This window comes from Brevundimonas sp. M20 (assembly GCF_006547065.1).
Classification (GTDB): Bacteria; Pseudomonadota; Alphaproteobacteria; order Caulobacterales; family Caulobacteraceae; genus Brevundimonas.
Window position 1 is genome coordinate 824,174 of the sequence record NZ_CP041243.1, and the last position, 14,313, is coordinate 838,486.

General features: G+C 66.3%; 16 protein-coding genes. 8 read left to right on the top strand and 8 right to left on the bottom strand.

Annotation, left to right across the window (positions count from 1 at the left end; all coding sequences use genetic code 11):
* Positions 1 to 23 precede the first annotated feature (23 nt).
* The gene (locus tag FKQ52_RS03925; RefSeq protein WP_141625982.1) at positions 24 to 1,241 is read left to right on the top strand and encodes a DUF2336 domain-containing protein; all 1,218 of its coding nucleotides are present in this window, start codon (positions 24 to 26) and stop codon (positions 1,239 to 1,241) included.
* Between the two features lie 144 nt (positions 1,242 to 1,385).
* A complete protein-coding gene (locus FKQ52_RS03930; RefSeq protein ID WP_141625983.1) occupies positions 1,386 to 1,814 on the top strand; it encodes a MucR family transcriptional regulator in 429 nt (142 codons plus the stop codon).
* A 68-nt stretch (positions 1,815 to 1,882) separates the two neighbouring features.
* On the opposite strand, the gene FKQ52_RS03935 is transcribed toward FKQ52_RS03930, so the two are convergent.
* From FKQ52_RS03935 to FKQ52_RS03965, 7 genes are all read right to left on the bottom strand, one after another.
* Positions 1,883 to 2,965 (bottom strand): DUF2336 domain-containing protein, encoded by a 1,083-nt coding sequence (locus tag FKQ52_RS03935; RefSeq protein WP_141628222.1) that lies wholly within the window; start codon positions 2,963 to 2,965, stop codon positions 1,883 to 1,885.
* A gap of 8 nt (positions 2,966 to 2,973) precedes the next feature.
* Positions 2,974 to 3,792, bottom strand: coding sequence for a hypothetical protein (locus tag FKQ52_RS03940; RefSeq protein ID WP_141625984.1), 819 nt, complete (start codon positions 3,790 to 3,792; stop codon positions 2,974 to 2,976).
* Between the two features lie 87 nt (positions 3,793 to 3,879).
* On the bottom strand, positions 3,880 to 4,632 hold the full coding sequence (locus FKQ52_RS03945; RefSeq protein WP_141625985.1) for an ABC transporter permease: 753 nt from the start codon (positions 4,630 to 4,632) through the stop codon (positions 3,880 to 3,882).
* Positions 4,629 to 5,384 carry an ABC transporter ATP-binding protein gene (locus tag FKQ52_RS03950; RefSeq protein ID WP_141625986.1) on the bottom strand — a complete coding sequence of 252 codons (756 nt, stop codon included), beginning with the start codon at positions 5,382 to 5,384 and terminating at the stop codon, positions 4,629 to 4,631. The genes FKQ52_RS03945 and FKQ52_RS03950 overlap by 4 nt, the downstream gene beginning before the upstream one ends.
* Complete coding sequence (locus FKQ52_RS03955) at positions 5,377 to 6,429, bottom strand: ABC transporter substrate-binding protein (protein WP_141625987.1); 1,053 nt, start codon at positions 6,427 to 6,429, stop codon at positions 5,377 to 5,379. Before FKQ52_RS03955 ends, FKQ52_RS03950 begins: the two co-directional genes overlap by 8 nt.
* Positions 6,430 to 7,071: 642 nt before the next feature.
* Entirely contained in the window at positions 7,072 to 8,055 is a 984-nt protein-coding gene (locus tag FKQ52_RS03960; RefSeq protein WP_141625988.1) for an alpha/beta hydrolase, read from the bottom strand.
* 53 nt (positions 8,056 to 8,108) lie between these two features.
* Positions 8,109 to 9,917 carry an ABC-F family ATP-binding cassette domain-containing protein gene (locus FKQ52_RS03965; protein WP_141625989.1) on the bottom strand — a complete coding sequence of 603 codons (1,809 nt, stop codon included), beginning with the start codon at positions 9,915 to 9,917 and terminating at the stop codon, positions 8,109 to 8,111.
* A gap of 83 nt (positions 9,918 to 10,000) precedes the next feature.
* Here FKQ52_RS03965 and FKQ52_RS03970 point away from each other — a divergent pair, with 83 nt between their 5' ends.
* The 6 genes from FKQ52_RS03970 (at position 10,001) to FKQ52_RS03995 (ending at position 13,402) form a co-directional block, all read left to right on the top strand.
* A complete protein-coding gene (locus tag FKQ52_RS03970) occupies positions 10,001 to 10,579 on the top strand; it encodes a TetR/AcrR family transcriptional regulator (protein WP_141625990.1) in 579 nt (192 codons plus the stop codon).
* Positions 10,576 to 10,914, top strand: a complete 339-nt coding sequence (locus tag FKQ52_RS03975) for a multidrug efflux SMR transporter (protein WP_141625991.1) — start codon at positions 10,576 to 10,578, stop codon at positions 10,912 to 10,914. The genes FKQ52_RS03970 and FKQ52_RS03975 overlap by 4 nt, the downstream gene beginning before the upstream one ends.
* Before the next feature lie 36 nt (positions 10,915 to 10,950).
* Positions 10,951 to 11,418 (top strand): YcgN family cysteine cluster protein, encoded by a 468-nt coding sequence (locus FKQ52_RS03980; RefSeq protein WP_370451032.1) that lies wholly within the window; start codon positions 10,951 to 10,953, stop codon positions 11,416 to 11,418.
* Between the two features lie 169 nt (positions 11,419 to 11,587).
* Positions 11,588 to 12,748, top strand: a complete 1,161-nt coding sequence (locus tag FKQ52_RS03985) for a phage portal protein (RefSeq protein ID WP_141628223.1) — start codon at positions 11,588 to 11,590, stop codon at positions 12,746 to 12,748.
* 1 nt (position 12,749) lies between these two features.
* Complete coding sequence (locus FKQ52_RS03990) at positions 12,750 to 12,977, top strand: hypothetical protein (RefSeq protein ID WP_141625993.1); 228 nt, start codon at positions 12,750 to 12,752, stop codon at positions 12,975 to 12,977.
* The gene (locus FKQ52_RS03995; protein WP_141625994.1) at positions 12,974 to 13,402 is read left to right on the top strand and encodes an HK97 family phage prohead protease; all 429 of its coding nucleotides are present in this window, start codon (positions 12,974 to 12,976) and stop codon (positions 13,400 to 13,402) included. Before FKQ52_RS03990 ends, FKQ52_RS03995 begins: the two co-directional genes overlap by 4 nt.
* Here FKQ52_RS03995 and FKQ52_RS04000 read toward each other — a convergent pair.
* Positions 13,386 to 14,162 (bottom strand): hypothetical protein, encoded by a 777-nt coding sequence (locus FKQ52_RS04000; RefSeq protein ID WP_141625995.1) that lies wholly within the window; start codon positions 14,160 to 14,162, stop codon positions 13,386 to 13,388. The genes FKQ52_RS03995 and FKQ52_RS04000 overlap by 17 nt on opposite strands.
* Positions 14,163 to 14,313 lie beyond the last annotated feature (151 nt).

Sequence of the window (14,313 nt, forward strand, 5' to 3'; positions counted from 1 at the left end):
CGTCGGTTGTATCCTTGGTCGCCATGTCTGAACCCGCCGCCATGCCCGAGGAGGTCGCGCCCGTCGCCGGCCACCGCGCGCGCCACGCGCTGCTGAAGCGGCTGGCGGATGTGGTGTCGTTGCCGGCGAGCCGGATCAATGCGTTCGAGCGTTCGGTGACGGGCGACCTGCTGGTCGAGATGTTGCGTCTGGCCTCGCACGAGGACAGACGTCGGGTGGCTGCGCGTCTGGCCCCGTTGACCGAGATCCCCAATGCGCTGGCCCGGATGCTGCTGCGCGATGAACCGGACATCGCCGGGCTGCTGATCGAGCAGTGCGCCTCGTTGTCGGACGCCGATCTGGTCGCCTGCGCTCGCGACGCGGCGCTTGAACACCGGGTGCTGATTGCGGCGCGGCGGGGTGTGTCAGAGGTGGTCGCCGAAACGCTGCTGAGCTTCGGGGAAAGCGAGGTCATTGAAGCCTTGCTCCGCAATACCTCCGCTCGCCTCAGTCAGGTCGCGGTCGAGGGCGTGGTCAGTCTGAGTCGAACCGAGCGGAACCTGTGTGTTCACCTGCTGAAGCGTCCGGAACTGCGCCCGTCCGGCGCCTATGTGATGTTCTGGTGGTCCAGTCCGGATGATCGGCGAACCATCCTTCAACGCTTCGCCGTATCGCGCGAGGTCATGCAGGAGGTCGCCGAAGACGTCTTCGCCATGGCGGCGGAGGAAGGTTGGCAGGATCCGGTTTCACGCAAGGCGCTGCAATTCATCGAGCGCCGTCAACGCAATCGCGCGGCCATCGCGAAGAGCCCTTACGGCGGGTTGGAGGAAGCCGTTGCGGCGGCGGGCCTGAAGGGTATGTCGCGGGACCTCGCAACAGAGATCGCCCATCTGTCGGGGGTGAAGCCGATCACCGGCGCGAAGATACTCGGCGATCCCGGCGGGGAACCGCTGGCGATCCTGTGCAAGGCGACGGGCCTGGGTCGAGGAGATTTGCAGGCTTTGTGGCGCTCGTTGCGGCGCCCGGAGTTGCTGCCGGACGGCTCCGTCGATCCAATCTGGGAACGGGTCCAGATCACCTACGAAATGCTCGCGGTTGATCGTGCTCAGACTGTTCTTCGATACTGGAACTGGTCTCTGTCCTCGGCCTTGACGCCAGCTCTACTCAGGGCGATCCGGGATGGCGAGGAAGACGCCCTGGATGACTATTCAGCGCCCGAACGGGCCGCAATGCTGGCCCTCGCGGAGAACTTCGGTCGCTAGGCGTGCGGCCAGAGGTTTCGTCGAAATACCAGAACAAATCGCCAAACTGTCCGGCGTTGCCAACAGTAGCGAACGTCTTTATTTCACTCCAAATGAAGGGCTGGGGATGATCCAGTCGATCCACTGCAATTTGGCTGGGAAACCATGGAAGAAAACTCGCAACTGCTCGAGATGACCGCCGATATCGTTTCGGCCTATGTCGGCAACAACAATGTGCAGGCTTCGGAAGTGCCGGGCCTGATTTCGAGCATCCACGCGGCGCTGTCGCAAGTGTCGACGGGTGTCGTGGAGCCCGAGCCCGAGCCCCGCGAACCGGCGGTTCCGGTTCGCAAGTCGATTACGCCGGACTATCTGATCTGTCTGGAAGACGGCCGCAAGTTCAAGTCGCTGAAGCGTCACCTGCGCACCAAGTACAACATGAGCCCCGAGGAATACCGCGCCAAGTGGAACCTGCCGAAGGACTATCCGATGGTCGCCCCGAACTACGCCAAGGCGCGTTCTGATCTGGCCAAGCAGATGGGTCTGGGGCAGGGCGGTCGTAAGCCGGCCCGCGCGACTCGCGCCAAGAAGTAAGGGTCGCAAGGACGAACAGAAGCGCCCGCCGGAGTGATCCGGCGGGCGTTTTGCGGTCTGGAGGTGGATCAGGCCGCCTGGGCTCCGCGCCGCATACGCCAGAACCGCAGGGTGCGCAGGGCGGCCTCGCGGCTGAGTTCGGCGTACATGCGGGCGTAGGCGTGAGCCTTGGCCATGGCGTCGCCGTCATCGTTCAGCAGGACCACGGCGTAGGTCAGGAACAGAGCCCGATCGAGATCGGCGGCCTTGCAAACCACCGCCAGAGCATCAAGTTCGCGTCTGTCGATAATCTGACGCGCCGTATGGAAATCGATATCCGACAGCTGCGCCAGTGCGATCAGGAAGGATGTCCGGCTGCCTGAGCGCAGGAAGCGGGCGAGCATGCGGGGCGTCAGCTGGCCGGCGGCCTTCAGTTCCTCGACATAGGCCAGACACTCCGAATAGTCGGCGGGCAGGGCGCCGTCGTCGGTGGCGATCCGGGTGCGACCCGCGGCCAGCGCAGCCTCCAGCAAGGCCGGGTCCATGCGGGCGTTCTGCTCAAGAATCTGGTTCCGCAGGCGCGCTTCCACGACGAAATACATGTCGTTCAGCAGATCGGCGGGCAAACCGGCCCGAGAGACGGCGGTCTCGTGCAGGGCGGGGTTCGCCTTGGCGCGCTCAACGGCGACCTCGGAGGCCCGTCGCGACAGGCGGGCGCCATCGTTGCGCAGGAGGGTGCCCAGGGTTTCGTCGTCGCCGCGTTCAACGATGACCTCCGAAACAGCCTCGGAGAGCGTCGACCGTGTCGAGACGGCGCGTAGATGGTCCTGACCGTGTTTGCGCACGACGCCCAGCAGGTCCTCGTCTGTCAGGACGGGGGAGTGGGCCAGAACGGCGCCGGCGACCGCCGCCTCGTCGTTGGCGAGGCGGCGGATCAGGGCGTGTGGCGCGTCCGGGGCTGAAGCGAAGCGGGTCGCCAGCTCGGTGCGAACCGCCATCTCCATATCGTCCGCGAGTTTGGCCAGGACGGCGCCATAGTGCTCGTCCTCGGTGGCGGTGCGGTTGGGTGCGCCGAAGAAATGTTCAGTCAGTTCGCGCAGCAGCGCCCGGCGCTTTTCGCTGGAGCCCTCTTCGGCCAGAGCGATCAGATCGGGGAGGCGCGACACGGTCATGGTGTCGCTCACTGGTAGTCCCCTTCGGGCGCGGCGGGCTGAATGCGGGTCCGGCCCTGGGCGTCCCTAATGAGCGTGGGACCCGACTGAGGTTCGGCAAGGTCCTGGGAAGCCAGCGACACCGGCGTGGTTACGGCGAGGCCGTCTACGTAGGACGGCTCGGGAATGCTCACGGCGTCAGGCGTCCGGCCATTCTGCCGGTGAACAGAATAGTAGCGGGCGCCCTGTTCCGTAGGAGCGGCCCGGGATGCGCTCTCAATCGGCGCGGCGGCAGGCGCTGACGGTTGCTGGATGCGGAAGATCGGCGCGTCCCGGCGCGGGGCCATGGGGTCGACCGCCTCGTCGGCGTTTTGCACAGCGACAGGCGCGGGCTGGGCCGCCGCCATGGCGACGTCCGCAGGGGCGGGCTGACCGCGTCCGCCCTGCTCGGGGAGGTACTCAGGCATCGCGCGGGAAGGCTGGGCGGCGGCCGGAGCGGGCGCAACGGTCGCGCGGGCTGGAGGCGGAGGTGGCGGCACGGGAGTTGCGGCGGGCGGCGGCGTCCGAAGCCATGCGTTGGCGGGTGTCAGCGTGCGAGGCGCGGCGACCGGCGCCGGAGCTTCAACCGTAGCTGCGTAGCCGCCGTGCGGAATGACGCGATTGGGACGGCGCTGGGCGGCCGCAGGCTGACCATCGCGGTCGGTCGTTGGCAGGGCGACGACCTCCGGTCGGCCGGCCCAACGCAGATACTGGGGCGGTGCGGTCTGGGCCTGGGCAGCGTCAGCAAGCCCGGTCGCGGTGAGGGCGAGGGTCGCGAGGCCGAGGGTCAGGCAGGGGGCGCGGCGCAAGAGCGGCTCCGAACTCGGGAGGTCTGGGCGCACAGGGTATTCTTGGCGGGCTTAATCCGTCGCTAACGCGCGCAAGTGATTTGTCGATCAGGACAGGTGCGCGCGAACGCGGCGTTCGGCGAAGCCGACGGCGCCGCTGAGGGCGAGCCCCATGGCCATCAGGCACACCAGCGCCGCCAGCATATCGGCCGTGCGCAGACGATTTCCGGCCTCAAGCAGGCGCCAGGCAAGACCCTGCGTGACGCCGGAGCCGGAAACGAACTCCGCGACGACCGCGCCGATGACCGCCTGACCCGCGGCTACCCGGAAGCCCTCCAGCGCGAAGGGCAGGGCGGCGGGAAGGCGTAGTCGGAACATGCGCTGCAGCCGTGATGCGCCGTACAAATCAAACAGGCGCTCGAGGTCGGGGTCGGCGGCCTTCAGGCCCGTCAGCACGCCGGAGAAGATGGGGAAGAAGGCAACGGCGGCTGCCAGGCCGATGACCGCGCGGTCGGCATTGTCGAGCCCGGCCCAGATGAGAACCAGCGGAGCGATGGCGACAATCGGAGTCACCTGAACCGCGACCGCGAGTGGGCGCACGGCCTGTTCGCCTGTTCGGCTGAGTGAGACGACAAGCGCCAGGCCCCCGCCGACGAGGCCGGCGAAGAAGAGCGCCAGAACCGCCATACGGAAGGTCTGAAACGCGGAGCCCATGAGCAACGGCGCGTGCTCAATCAGGGCAACCGCGATCGCACTGGGGGGCGGCAGGAAATAGATCGGAACGTTGAGAACGCGGCAGGCGACCTCCCAAACCGCGATCAGTAGCAAGACCAGGCCGAGCGGCGCGAGAACGCGGCTCATGAGACGCGGTCCGGCATGGCGTGGGCCAGGGCGCGGGTGAGGGCTTCGACGGTCTCTCGATACGCGGGCATGGAACGCCAGTCGGCCGGGCGCGGAATGACTCCCGGCGTGGGGCGAGCCATGGCAACCTGGCCGCTGACGGCGTCCAGCACGACGGTTCGTCCGGCGAGATAAACGGCTTCTTCAATGTCGTGAGTGACGAAGACAACCGCGGGCCGCGGCGAGCGTCCGGCCCAGAGGCGGTGAATATCCTCAATCAGATGCCGCCGTGTGACGCTGTCGAGCGCGGCGAAGGGTTCATCGAGAAGCAGCAGGTCAGGTTGGGTGACCAGAGCCCGGGCCAGTGAGGCGCGCATGGCCATGCCGCCGGACAACTGACGCGGACGGGCGGTCAGACGCTCGCCAAGGCCTACGGAGGCCAGAGCGACGGCGGCGCGAGCTCGCGCTTCGTCCTTGGGTGTTCCGGACAGCTCGAGCGGCAGCGCGACGTTGGTCTGGGCATCGGCCCAAGGCATCAGGGTCGGCGACTGGAAGACAAAGGCTGTGCGCCCGGGGGCGGCGGCCCGAACCCTGCCTTCGGTCGGAACTTCCAGCCCTGCCAAAAGGCGTAATGTCGTGGATTTGCCCGCGCCGGAAGCGCCGACCACGCCGACAATTTCACCGGGCGCAATGGACAGGTTCAGTGGGCCAATCGGGGCTCGGTCAGGGTAACGGACAACGACATCGTGAAGCGCCGCAGTTGTGTCAGCCACGGCCGCGGCCCGGCAGGTACTGGGTGGTGAAGGCCTGCCGCCAGTCGAGGTTGGGCGGATAGACGCCTGCCTGGCTGGTGGCGTCGAAGAAGGCCTGCCAGCGCTCCTCGGTCATTGTCCCGAGGCCGTAGAGGGCAGCATCCCCACCGTCGACGATGCCGTTACTGCGAAGCTTCTCCCGGGCCTGATCGAGAATATCCTGGGTCATCTCGGGATTGTCGCGTCGGATCAGTTCGTCCGCCGCCTTGCCGTCGCCCTGAATGTAGTCGCGCCAGCCCTCGGCGGAGGCCGCGATGAAGTTGCGCAGGGCTGAGGCGTTGTCGCGGGCGAACGCCGTGGGGGCGAGAACCATGGTGGCGTAGGAAGGGTATCCTTCGTCAGCCAGCAGGAAGACCCGGGGTTCGAAGCCAGCTTCCTTCTGTATCGTATAGGGTTCGGAGGTCAGGTAGCCCTGCTGCACCGCCCGTCGGTCGGCGATGAAAGGCGCCGGGTTGAAGGTGTATTTGCGCACCTGCGCATCGGTGAAGCCGTACTTTTCCTTGAGCCAGACCCAGAAGGCGTTGATCGAGGCGTCCGCCAGCAGGAAGGGACGTCCGGCAAGGTCCGCGATGCTTTCCAGCGCCGGGTCCGGGTGGGCGATGAGGACCTGCGGGTCTTTCTGGAAGAAAGCCGCGACGGCCTTCACCGGCGCGCCTTCCGCCACGAGGTTCAGCGGGATGAAGCTGTTGGACCCCATGCCCAGTTCGACCGCGCCGGTTGCCAGCAACTGGGGCACGTTCACGCCGGGGCCGCCCTGGATGATCTGGACGTTCAGACCACGCTTCTCGTAGGCCCCGGAAGCAAGCGCCTGATAGAAGCCGCCGTGCTCGGCCTGTGCGCGCCAGTCGGTGGCGAAGCGCAGGCGGATTCGACCGTCGGCGTCGGGCTCGACCTCGGAGTTGTTGTTGAAGCAGGAGGCGACGGCGGCGCTGGCGACAACAGCGCCCGCGCCGGCCAGAAGGGCGCGGCGGTTCGGCGACAGTCTGCGATTCCCGCGCGAGGTCATGACCTTATGTACGGCTAAGGCGATGGCGGCGAAAGGGCGAAGGAGAGGCAGCGGGACGCCGGAATTTAGCGAGGGGACGAAGGGCCTCGGCGAACCGGTGCTCCTCGTCCCCTCGCCAAGTCCGGGTTGGACTTGGCCGTTGAGGTTTTGGACCCTGGCGTCAGCGTCAGCGAGGCAAGCCTCGACAACGGTCAGCTGTATCCTTTCGCGCTCCTGGTCTCCGGCGTTCCGCGGGTCTGGCCCGCGCCGTCCTTTGATCCCGATCCGGTTCCTTTCCGGTTCCGTCTCCGGCCGAAGCCGTAGACATCCCCTTGGGGCCTTGATCCTGCCTCCCGCCCGTTACGATCCGAAGATCGCCCGAAGCGTCGGGTCAGAGAGCCGGGCCGGTTCGCCTTGAGCCCCGGGTCTCCCCGGTTTTCCGCGCCGCCGTGTCCCTCGGCCTGATCAAGCTCGCTCCAAATCCCGGATCCAGCAAGCGCCCGGAATGCCCCGCTTGTGGATCAATTGAGGGATAAAACTTGTCCAATCCATGTATCGCAAATTCCAGATCGGCAATTTTCTTCGATATGTGAAGATATTGCGACGTTATGCACAGGGTGGCGAAAGAGGGTCAATTTTGCTCCGAAACGCTCCTGAATTCGCTCAGCCAGGGACGGTGCGGTCGAGCCAGGTCCGGATTTCGGAAAGTGTCTGGGCTGCGACCGGGCCGCCGAAATGGACGAAGCCGTGCGGCGCGAGCGGGACCTGTATCAGTTCGGCAGGCGCAGCTATCGACCAGGCATCGGCCATGAGTGTGCTGTCGTCCCTCAGCGGGTCGAGGTCGCCCGAGATGAAGAGGGCCGGAGGGAGGTCCCGCATTTCGGCGTACAGGGGCGATACATCAGGCAGACGGCGACCCGCCTCGTCGCGATCCGGGAGCAGACGCGCCATGTCCCCCGCCATGGTCGGGCCGTTGAGGAGGAGGGTGTCGCGTCCGGCCTCTCGCACGGAGGGCGTCCCGGACAGATCGAACACGCCGTAGAGAAAGACGCAGCCCCTGAAGGCGGCGAGCCTGTTCTCGTTGCGAAGCGTCACAGCGGTGAGGGCGGCCAGATGGCCGCCGGCGGACTGGCCGGACAGGAAGAGGTCCATGGTCCCGAACCGGGCGGCGGCGTGGTCGACCAGCCAACGACCGGCGGCGGCGCAGTCCGAGATTGCGTGCTGAAGCAGGATGCCGCGGCTCTCGCTGAGAAGGCGGTAGTCGACAGAGACCACAGCCAGTCCGGTCTCGGCGGCGAGGTCGGCATTGAGATGATCGTTCAGCCCCGCGCTGCCGAGGACCCAGCCGCCCCCGTGCATGTCGAGCACGACGCCGCGCGGTGGTTTCGGCGGGTGCAGGATACGGAGCGGAACGCCGCCGTCGGCGGAGGGGATGCGGATGGTTTCCACGCGTACCTTGCGGTGACGGAGCCATGCGGCGGTCACGGTGCGGGCGGGAATGTCGAAAGCGCCGCTGGCCCACTGACCGAGTTCCAGCCGCCAGCCATCCGTCTTCAGGCGGGGCATGACGGACAGGGTCGCGTTGATGCGCGAAGCAGCGCGGCGCTCGGACGGCGTCAGATCGAGACGGCGGAGTGTGGCGGGCATAGGAAGACGCTAGGCCTGTTCGTTGAACCTGGCGATGCGGCGTCCGGACGCCGTCAGCCGGTCAAAGCCGCCTTCTTCTCTTCCAGTTCGAGCCATTCCAGTTCGATCTCCTCGAGTTGGGTCCGGGCTTTTTCGGCGGCCTTCATCGCGCGGTCGAAGGCAGCGGGATCGCGGCTGTAGAGGGCGGGATCAGACAGGATGGCGTCCTGTTTGGCGATCTCGACCGGAAGGGTCTCAAGCAGGCCCTCGATCTCCTTGAGGCGGTGGACGTCCTTGAAAGAGAGTTTGCCGGCTTTTTTCGGCGCGGCTACGGGCTCGACCCTCGGCGCGGTGGCGGTTCGGGGCATTTCGACCGCCGAAGGCGGCGGGGTGAGGAAACCGGGGTTCTGTCGGATGAAGTCGGACCAGCCGCCGGGGGTTTCGACGATGTCGCCGCGTCCGTTCATGGCGATAGTCGAAGTCGCGAGACGATCAACGAAGTCCCGGTCGTGGCTGACCAGGATCAGGGTGCCGTCATAGCTCTCGAGCAGTTCCTCAAGCTTTTCGAGAGTATCCATGTCGAGGTCATTGGTCGGCTCGTCGAGGATCAGCATGTTGGCCGGCTTGGCCAGGGCCCGGGCCAAGAGAAGGCGGTTCCGCTCGCCGCCCGAGAGCGTGGAGATCGGCTGACGCAACTGCCCTTCCTGGAACAGGAATTCCTTGGCGTAGGCGGCGACGTGCCTGGAGTGGCCACGCACGAGAATGGAGTCGCCGCCGCCCGGGGTCAGGGCGTCCCAAAGGGTCATGTCCGACTTCAGGCCCTCACGCGACTGGTCCAGATAGACCGGCTCGAGGTTGGCTCCCATGCGGACCGTGCCCTCATCAGGTGCGAGTTCGCCGAGCAGAACCTTCACCAGGGTCGTTTTGCCCGCGCCGTTGGGGCCGACGATGGCCAGACGGTCGCCGCGAATGACCCGGGTGGTGAGGCCCTTGAAGATGGTGCGGTCGCCGAAGCGTTTGCTGACGCCCTTGAGGTCGGCGACGAGTTTGCCGGAGGTGGCGCCGCTGTCGACCCCGAGCTGGAGTTCGCGCGGGAGATCGCGGACACGTTCCGCCCGGTCGGCGCGCATGGCCTGAAGGGCGCGGGCGCGACCTTCGTTGCGGGTGCGTTGGGCAGTGATCGAGCGGTAGAAGGTGTAGGTTTCGGCCTCGATCCGCTTGGTCAGGCGGCGAAGGGACTCCGCTTCCTCCTCCATGACCTTGGCGGCCCATTCGTCGAAGGCGGCGAAGCCCTTGTCGAGCGTGCGCACCTTTCGGCCTTCCAGCCAATGCACCGACTGGGTGACGCGATTCAGGAAGGCGCGGTCGTGGCTGACGACCAGCACGGCGAAGCGCGCCGACAGCAACTCGTTCTCGAGCAGTTCGATGGCGAGAATGTCGAGGTGGTTGGTCGGCTCGTCCAGCAGGAGCAGGTCGGGCTCCTCGGCGAAGGCCTTGGCCAAGGCGGCGCGGCGGGTTTCGCCGCCGGACAGGTTTACGGTCGACTTGTTGGGATCGAGCCCGAATGTCGTGAGCCAGCTCTCGGCGGTCCAGCGCTCGGCCTCGCCGGAGGCGGCGTAGTCCAGCAGCGTGTCGCCCTTGATATCGGGTTCCTGCGGGACATAGGCAAAGCGGGTGCCCGCCTGCACGGAGCGGTCGCCGGCGTCGGGCTCGATCAGGCCCATGACCAGCTTCATCAGGGTGGACTTGCCGGCGCCGTTGCGGCCGACGAGCGCGGCGCGTGTGCGCGGCTCAATCGCCATGTCGACGCCGTCGAACAGCGGGCGTTGTCCATCCTGGAGACGGACATCCTTGAGGGCGATAAGCGGGGGACGGGCAGCCATGGCGGGCCATATAGAGGAGGGGGCGATCGCTCGCCACGCCGGAGTTCACTTGACCCATACCGTCTGGACGGTATGTAGCGGAAATGGACATCGCCGTACGCCGCCGCGCCCCCGACACCACCCGCGCCGAGATCATCGAGAAGGCGCTTGAGGTCGTTGCTGAACTCGGCCCCAAAGGCTTTACGCTGGACGCGGTCGCCGCGCGGACGACAGTGAGCAAGGGCGCGCTGCTGCATCATTTTCCGACGAAGATGGCGTTGCTTGAAGGTGTGGTGGATCACCTCGGTGCGCTGTTCAGCGAGGCGGTGGTCGCTGAAGCGGCGCGGGATCCGCAGCCCTACGGACGGTCAGCGCGGGCCTATCTGCGCGTCACCATAAACGATGTGGGAACGCCCGAAGAGCTGAGCATCGGACGCGCCATTCTGGCGGCCTGCGCAGTTGAGCCTTCCCTGAAGCAGCGCTGGACGGAGGTGACCGCGGCCGCGCGCGCGGATGATCCGACGGATCCCGTGGGAGCGGATGATGCGCTGTTGCTGCGTCTTGTGGCCGACGGTCTGTGGATGTCGGACATCTTCGGTGTCTACGACGTATCGCCGGAGCAACGTCAGGCGCTTCTTTCGTTGCTGACGCCGGGCCACGTGCTGATGGAGAGCCCTGCGTGAGCCCGTTGACCTGGATCGCGTTGCTTGGGGCGATCTGCCTTGAGGTCGCGGGGACGACGCTTCTGCAGATGTCGCAGCAGTTCACCCGACCATGGCCTACAGCGGGGCTGGCTGCCTGCTACGGCATGGCCTTCTACCTGCTGTCCATCGCCTTGCGGCAGGTTCCGGTTGGTTTGGCCTACGCGATCTGGAGCGGGCTGGGCGTGGTGATGATCGCGACCATCGGCGCCGTGCTGTTCAAGCAGAGGCTGGATTTTCCGGCCATCGCCGGACTGACGCTGATCGTCGGCGGAGTGATGGTGATCAACCTGTTTTCGAAATCCGTGAGCCACTGACGGCGACACACGGCGACACGGGGCGCTGATCGGCGTATGGAGCCGCCGATGTACGCCTTCTGGGAAAACAAGACGCTCGAGGAGATGAGCCGCGCGGAGTGGGAAAGCCTCTGCGACGGTTGCGGCCTGTGCTGTCTGGTGCGGTTCGAGGATGAGGATACCGGCGAGGTGATCCCCACGCGGGTGCACTGCAAGCTGTTCGATTCAGACCGCTGCACCTGCTCGGATTACGCCAACCGGAAGAAGCACGTTCCGGACTGCATCAAGCTGACGCCGCAAAATATCGAGGCGCTGGAGTGGATGCCGAAATCCTGTGCCTATCGGCGCATCCATGAGGGGCGCACCCTGGCGCCCTGGCATCATCTGGTTTCGGGTAGCCGGGAGACGGTGCACGAGGCCGGAGTTTCGGTACGTGGCCAGACGGTGTCGGAGTTGGCCTTGAAGGAGGCGGAGGATGCGCTGGACTTCGAAGCACCGGAGTGGCGCGAGGAACGCGGCGTCTGAAATTTCAAAAATTCAGCCGAATTTCTGAAAAGAAGTTCCGGGATTCCCGAGGCTTGTAAAAAACAGTTCGCCATCTTCCAACGCTCGGACGCTGGCGCCGCATACTTTGGGCATCACGGGAAAGACCGCAAAGCCCCGGCGGCCGCGGTCCCGATCCACGGAGATCATGATGCTCAATTGGCGGCGGCCCTTCGGGGATCGACGGCGCATCGCCGCGCCTGAAACGAAGGATAGTCGGGCCGGCGCCTTGATCGCACTGACCGGCGACGGACGGGCCCGATGGACGCCAAGGGACTACGCGAGTCTCGCGGTGGAGGGCTTCACAAAGAATCCGGTGGCGTATCGGTGTGTCCGCATGATCGCCGAAGCGGCTGCGGCGACACCGTTGCGGGTGTTCTCGGACGGGGTGCGGCGGGACCACCATCCGGCGGCGCTGCTGCTTGGGCGTCCCAACCCCGAGCAGTCCGGTGTCGAATGGCTGGAGGGCGTGTACGGGGCGCTTCAGACGGCGGGCAACGCCTATGTCGAAGCAGCGGGTGATGGCGCGCCGGAAGAGCTCTGGTCCCTGCGGCCTGATCGAATGAAAGTCGTGCCGGGACGGAGTGGTTGGCCTGAGGCCTACGAATACTCGCTGCATGGCCGTTCGGTGAAGCTGGCGCGGGCGACGGACGGCTGGATGCCGGTGCTGCATCTGAAGCTGTTCCATCCCGTGGACGACCACTACGGCTTCTCGCCGCTGGAGGCGGCGTTGTTCGCCATTGATGTGCACAACGCCTCGGGGCGGTGGAACAAGGCGCTGCTGGACAACTCGGCCCGCCCCTCGGGCGCGCTGGTGTTCGGTGGGCGGGAGGGCGAGCGGCTGACCGATGCCCAGTTCGCCCTGCTGAAGGCGCAGATCGAGGACATGCACAGCGGCTCGACCAATGCGGGACGGCCACTGGTGCTGGAGGGTGGGCTGGACTGGAAGCCGCTGAGCTGGACCCCGGCGGACATGGATTTCATCGCCGGCAAGCATGCGGCGGCGCGGGAAATCGCGCTGGCGTTCGGGGTGCCGCCTCAACTGCTGGGTATTCCCGGTGACGCGACCTACGCCAACTACCGCGAAGCCAACACCGCCTTTTGGCGGGCAACCATAGCACCGCTTGTTCGCAAGACGGCGGCGGCCCTGACCTCCTGGCTGGGCGGGCGCTTCCACGACGTGAAGATCGAGCCTGATCTGGACGCCGTGCCGGCCCTGCAGCCCGAGCGTGAGGCGTTGTGGGCGCGGTTGGAGGCGGCGACCTTCCTGACCGATGAGGAACGGCGACGCATGGCCGGACTGGAGAACTGACATGGAGGCTATGCGGAAAGCGCCGGTGGCCCTGATCGCCGCCCTGGTGGTTCAGACTCTGGGCGGCCTTGTATGGGCTGGCGGGGCGGCCGCCCGGATCAGCACTCTGGAAGACCGGGTCGGGGAGCAACGACTGGTCGCCGAAAGACTGGCCCGCCTTGAGGCGCAGGGCGAGGCGACACGCGCGACGGTGGATCGCATCGAGCAGCGGCTCGAGGCCCGCCGATGAGCGAAGTCGCTACGAACGCCGGGCTGGCGATTGAAGGCTATGCCTCATTGTGGGGTGTGGCGGACCTGAACCGTGATGTGGTGGCGAAGGGCGCGTTTTCGGCCAGTCTGGCGCGGGCCGGGGCAGGCGGTGTGCGCATGCTGCATCAGCACGAAGGCCGATCCGTCGTCGGGGTCTGGGAGACGATGGTTGAAGACGACCGCGGCCTGTTCGTTCGTGGTCGGATCATGGATTGGTCAGCCGAGGCCCGGTTCGCTGGAGCTCTTGCGAAAGCCGGTGCGATTGATGGACTGTCTATCGGCTTCAAGGCCATGCGTGCCCGCCGGGAGGGCGCTTTGAGGGTGCTGAGCGAGGTGGATTTGTGGGAGGTTTCGCTGGTGACCTTCCCGATGCTGCCGGGCGCGCGGTTCAGTCCTTCGCCTTGACGGACGCCGCTGACCAGCCGTCGATGATCGTGCGCACCCGGGCGAAAACCTTGGGATCCTTGACTGTTCGCCCGGCGATGAGGGCGAAGAATATGGCGAGCGGGAGCGGGAGCCTGAGGACGAGGGCGCCGATCACGGCGATCACGCCGATCAGAACCCAGAGGCCGACAAGCAGCCCGGTCTGATCTGGAGGAATGGGGATGTCCTGGGGGGTGGCAGTTCGCCGATGGGGCGGCGGAGCATTCACCTCCTGAACTCGCTGGAGCGCGCCGACGTTTTTCAGTGGCGGCGGATCGGCGGATCGGGAGGCTGGAACATGGTCGCTGTGCCGCTGCAGGTCCCGCAACGGGCTGGGCGGCATGTGGCGGGCCGGTTCGAAGGGGACTGACACCCCCGCCGCATTGACCGTGAAGATTTGGTCGAAGGGGATGGTCGCGAAATCAATGGCGCGCGTGTCCTGGCCATAGCTGTCGCCCATCAGGCCGAGGAGGACACCGTTCCGCAGACGGGCCTTGAAAGCGACAGGATCCGGCAGGGCGCCGACCATGGCGTGGACACTGCCCAGATCGCCGGTCGGGCCTGACGCCGGAGGCGGTCGGTTCCTGTCGACGATCATTTCGGTGAACAGGCCGAAGCCAGAGTTGCGGCGCTGGCTCGGCCGGCTCTCCTCGAACTGGCCGGCGAGGTCTGGGACGTCAGCGCGCAGGTCGTGGGCCAGAGCGGCCATGACGGCCTGTTCGAGTCGGGTGTAGCGGCTCATTCGGCGCCTTCGGGTGGCGATGTGCGTCGCCCGAAAAGACCGTCGAGGATTCGGCCGCGCCAAGTGAGTGCGGCTTCGATGAGTGCACCTAGCAGCGGTCCATAGCCGAAAAGACCGACGATGTTTCGGGCGAGTCTTGTCACGCCCGCAC

Coding starts and splice junctions, on each gene's coding strand:
- FKQ52_RS03925 (WP_141625982.1), top strand. CDS start 24: ATGTCTGAACCCGCCGCCATGCCCGAGGAGGTCGCGCCCGTCGCCGGC.
- FKQ52_RS03930 (WP_141625983.1), top strand. CDS start 1,386: ATGGAAGAAAACTCGCAACTGCTCGAGATGACCGCCGATATCGTTTCG.
- FKQ52_RS03935 (WP_141628222.1), bottom strand. CDS start 2,965: ATGACCGTGTCGCGCCTCCCCGATCTGATCGCTCTGGCCGAAGAGGGC.
- FKQ52_RS03945 (WP_141625985.1), bottom strand. CDS start 4,632: ATGAGCCGCGTTCTCGCGCCGCTCGGCCTGGTCTTGCTACTGATCGCG.
- FKQ52_RS03955 (WP_141625987.1), bottom strand. CDS start 6,429: ATGACCTCGCGCGGGAATCGCAGACTGTCGCCGAACCGCCGCGCCCTT.
- FKQ52_RS03960 (WP_141625988.1), bottom strand. CDS start 8,055: ATGCCCGCCACACTCCGCCGTCTCGATCTGACGCCGTCCGAGCGCCGC.
- FKQ52_RS03965 (WP_141625989.1), bottom strand. CDS start 9,917: ATGGCTGCCCGTCCCCCGCTTATCGCCCTCAAGGATGTCCGTCTCCAG.
- FKQ52_RS03970 (WP_141625990.1), top strand. CDS start 10,001: ATGGACATCGCCGTACGCCGCCGCGCCCCCGACACCACCCGCGCCGAG.
- FKQ52_RS03980 (WP_370451032.1), top strand. CDS start 10,951: ATGGAGCCGCCGATGTACGCCTTCTGGGAAAACAAGACGCTCGAGGAG.
- FKQ52_RS03985 (WP_141628223.1), top strand. CDS start 11,588: ATGCTCAATTGGCGGCGGCCCTTCGGGGATCGACGGCGCATCGCCGCG.
- FKQ52_RS03990 (WP_141625993.1), top strand. CDS start 12,750: ATGGAGGCTATGCGGAAAGCGCCGGTGGCCCTGATCGCCGCCCTGGTG.
- FKQ52_RS03995 (WP_141625994.1), top strand. CDS start 12,974: ATGAGCGAAGTCGCTACGAACGCCGGGCTGGCGATTGAAGGCTATGCC.
- FKQ52_RS04000 (WP_141625995.1), bottom strand. CDS start 14,162: ATGAGCCGCTACACCCGACTCGAACAGGCCGTCATGGCCGCTCTGGCC.